This is a genomic window from Synechococcus sp. R5-15 (genome assembly GCF_047462035.1).
Taxonomy (GTDB): Bacteria; Cyanobacteriota; Cyanobacteriia; order Thermostichales; family Thermostichaceae; genus Thermostichus.
This window is the reverse complement of sequence record NZ_JANSIK010000138.1, coordinates 1-3691: the sequence shown is the minus strand read 5'-3', so window position 1 is coordinate 3691 and position 3691 is coordinate 1. Positions and strand designations below refer to the sequence as shown.

Annotated in this window: 5 protein-coding genes; all 5 read left to right on the top strand. The window is 59.3% G+C overall.

Features of this window, described 5'->3' with window-relative positions:
- The first annotated feature begins 128 nt into the window (after positions 1–128).
- The 5 genes from rnz (at position 129) to dusB (ending at position 3623) form a co-directional block, all read left to right on the top strand.
- Complete coding sequence (rnz, locus tag NW839_RS11470) at positions 129–1097, top strand: ribonuclease Z (RefSeq protein ID WP_414350436.1); 969 nt, start codon at positions 129–131, stop codon at positions 1095–1097.
- Positions 1098–1126: 29 nt separating this feature from the next.
- Complete coding sequence (locus tag NW839_RS11465; RefSeq protein ID WP_414350434.1) at positions 1127–1990, top strand: RDD family protein; 864 nt, start codon at positions 1127–1129, stop codon at positions 1988–1990.
- Positions 1991–2081: 91 nt separating this feature from the next.
- Complete coding sequence (gene rpmG, locus NW839_RS11460; protein WP_011433240.1) at positions 2082–2276, top strand: 50S ribosomal protein L33; 195 nt, start codon at positions 2082–2084, stop codon at positions 2274–2276.
- Between the two features lie 29 nt (positions 2277–2305).
- Positions 2306–2521, top strand: a complete 216-nt coding sequence (rpsR, locus tag NW839_RS11455; protein ID WP_011433239.1) for a 30S ribosomal protein S18 — start codon at positions 2306–2308, stop codon at positions 2519–2521.
- Positions 2522–2537: 16 nt separating this feature from the next.
- Positions 2538–3623, top strand: coding sequence for a tRNA dihydrouridine synthase DusB (dusB, locus tag NW839_RS11450; RefSeq protein WP_414331927.1), 1086 nt, complete (start codon positions 2538–2540; stop codon positions 3621–3623).
- The last annotated feature ends 68 nt before the right edge of the window (positions 3624–3691 follow it).

Sequence of the window (3691 nt, the reverse complement as noted above, 5' to 3'; positions counted from 1 at the left end):
CAAACAGAATGCTATCGCTGCATAGTTGAACAGTGATGTTCAGCAGTGTTCAGCGTAAATGTATCAGCAATTGGTAAGCTAGGGATCCCAATCCCTGAGGTCTTGCCCCTGTGACAGATCCCAATGCCATTCGGATCACCTTTTTGGGCACCAGCTCCGGCATGCCCACCCGCCAGCGCAATGTCTCCGGGGTGGCGGTGCAGTTTCCCCAGCGGTCGGAATGGTGGCTGTTCGATTGCGGCGAGGGCACCCAACACCAGTTGCTGCGCCTAGATGAGCTGCGCCCCAGCCAGTTGCGCCGCATTTTTATCACCCACATGCACGGGGATCACATCTACGGCCTGCCGGGGCTGTTGGCCTCCTGTGGCTTGGGCAGCACCCCTGAGCACATCGATATCTACGGCCCGCCGGGCCTGGAAGAGTACCTGAAGGCCGTGTTGCGCTACAGCGAGACCCGGATCCCCTACGGCTTCCGCGTTCACACCGTCGAAACCGGTCTCATCCTGCAAGAGCCGGAATACTCCGTCTTCTGCGCGCCCTTGGATCACCGGGTGCCCGCCTTCGGCTACCGCGTGGTGGAACAGGATCGGCCAGGCAGCTTCAATGCAGCCAAAGCCCAAGCCGATGGGATCCCCTTTGGCCCTCTGTATGGGCAGCTCAAGGCCGGCCAATCCATCATCTGGCAGGGCCGCTGCTTTCACGGACGGGATTATGTCGGGGATCCCATTCCGGGCCGCAAATTCTCCTACTGCACCGACACCATTTTCTGCCGCAACGCCGTCGATCTCTCCCGGGCTGCCGACTTGGTGATCCACGAGGCCACTTACGCTCAGGCTGACTTGGAGCTGGCCCGCCGCTCTAAGCATTCCACCGCCGCCATGGCCGCCCAAGTGGCCGCCGAAGCCAAGGCCCAAGCTTTGATCCTCACCCACTTCAGCCCCCGCTACACCCCAGAAGCCCCCATTACCTTGGAAGACCTGCTGGCAGAAGCTCAGGCCATTTTTCCCAATACCCTGCTGGCCCGCGATCGGCTGACCTACGAGATCCCCCGTCGCAGCCCGTCCCCTCTGCCGGTGGGTGTGGGCTTGCCTCGCTAGAATGGTAGAACTGACAGTCTCAACCGGCAATGACGGATCCCAGACCTTACCCCGAACGTCCCCAATTTCCAGAGCGGCCCAAAACCGAACAACTGGATCAAAGTGCTGGCGAGTGGCGAACCTTCAGCGCTTTGCCCCCTGCCACTTCTCTGCCCCCGGTTCAAGCCGAGCGGCCAGCCCCGCAAACGGCTGCTGAGGGGGAAACTCTGCCAAAATTGGCTCCCTGGAGCAAACGAATTGGGGCCTTTGCCCTCGACTTTGGGCTGGGGCTGGGGATCTCCTACCTAGCCCAAGGCTTGGCTGCTCTGGTAGGGGCCAGTGCAGGCGCCGTGGACATGGTCGGCTATATCGCCTTCTTCGCTACCTGGCTGGTGAACCGCGGCTATTTCCAGTCCCGCCCTGAGGGCCAAAGCCTCGGCAAATGGCTGCTGAACATCAAAACCCTGGATCCCGAGACCGAAGCCTCGCCGCACCTGGTTCGTTCTCTGGCTCGAGAGGGGGTGCTCTCCCTCTTTGTGCTCACGGAGGCCCTGCTGGTGCCTCTGGCTGCGGATGGGCTGTTTGCCGTCTTCGACAAGGAAAAACGCCAAACCATTCACGACCGCGCCGGACGTACCCTAGTGGTGGAAGCGGAGCGGGGCTATCACCTGGATGAAAAAGTCTTGCGGTTTTTGCAGGACATCCTAGAGGGGGACGCTGCTGACGACGTCAAATCGGCTGCTCGCGACCTGCTGCGCCAAGCCCAGCGCAATGACACCGTGCGGGATCTGTCCAAGCAGTTGCAGCGCCTGAGCAAAGATGTGGATCGCAACGCCCGTAGCCTACGGCAACAAACGGGCAAGCAAGTGAAAACTTGGGTTGATTCCGTCAAGGAAAAGTTGGATAATTGGTGATCGCGCTTATCGAGGTAAACCCCCATCTCCAGCCTCAGGATCTGGGATTGCAGTTTCCTCATTGCCGTTTACCTTCGTCTTGGGATCCGTCATGGCTAAAGCAAAGGGTGCCCGCATCATCATCACCCTGGAGTGCACCGAGTGCCGCACCAACGTCAACAAACGTTCTCCAGGTGTGAACCGCTACACCACCACCAAAAACCGCCGCAACACAACAGCCCGCTTAGAGCTGAAGAAATTCTGCCCCCACTGCAACCGCCACACCGTCCACAAAGAGATTAAGTAGTTCAAGCCGTTTCGCCGTTCTCCTGACCTATGGTTTACGCTCGCCGCCGCCTGTCTCCCATCAAGCCGGGAGAGCCCATTAGGTACACCGATGTGGAGCTGCTCAAGAAATTTGTGACCGAGCGTGGCAAGATCTTGCCCCGCCGCATCACCGGCCTGACTGCCAAACAACAGCGGGAGCTCACTGCCGCGATCAAACGAGCGCGCATCATGGGTCTTCTTTACTTTGTCAACAAAGAGGGATAGCTTTCTCCGGATCCCGATGGGCCTGCAGCTTTCGCCGGAACTCCAAGCCCGCTTGTCCCAGCCCCTCAATATCGGCGGGGTAAAAGTTTTGAGCCGCGTTTTTCAGGCGCCACTGTCAGGGGTAACCGACCAAGTCTTTCGAGGGCTGGTGCGCCGTTTTGCCCCCCACAGCTTGGTTTACACCGAAATGGTCAGCGCGACCGGCTTGCACTATGCCCGCCAGTTGCCCCGCATCATGGAGGTCGGCGAGGGGGAGCAGCCTATTGGCATCCAACTGTTTGATTGTCGGCCTGACTTTCTGGCAGAAGCGGCCCGCATGGCGGTGGACGAAGGGGCGACCTTGGTGGACATCAACATGGGCTGCCCGGTGAACAAGATTACCAAAAACGGCGGCGGCTCTTCTCTGCTTCGCGATCCCGACACGGCAGCGCGAATTGTGGAGGCGGTGGCCAAAGCGGTGGAGGTGCCCGTAACCGTAAAAACGCGCCTGGGCTGGTCGGATCAGGAGATCAACATTTTGGATTTTGCCCACCGTCTGCAGGAGGCAGGGGCGCAACTGCTCACCTTGCATGCCCGGACACGCGCCCAAGGCTTCAACGGCAAAGCCCGCTGGGACTGGATCCGCCGCGTCAAACAGCACCTGCGCATTCCCGTCATCGCCAATGGGGATATTTTCTCGACAGCCGCAGCGGTGAAGTGTTTGGAGGAAACCGGAGCCGATGGGGTGATGTGCTCCCGCGGCACCATGGGCTATCCCTTTCTGGTGGGGGAAATCGATCACTTCCTGAAAACCGGTCAAGAAAGACCGGCCCCCACTCCCCTGGAGCGGATTCAAATGGCCTTAGAGCATCTGCGCGGTCTCTGGGAGTACAAGGGAGAACGTGGCATCCGTCAGGCCCGCAAGCACATGACTTGGTACATCAAAGACTTTGCCGGAGCCTCTCAATTCCGTGCTCTCCTCTGTCGCATTGAGACGGTGCAGGAAGGGGAAGCCCTGCTTCTTCAAGCCATGGAGCGCTGCCAAGAAGCCACACCTCGACCGGAAGAGGCCATTAAAACCACCGAGGAGGTCGACCTTCTCCCTGAAGCCGGTTGGGCGTAGCTGATACATTTACGCTGAACACTGCTGAACATCACTGTTCAACTATGCAGCGATAGCATTCTGTTTGT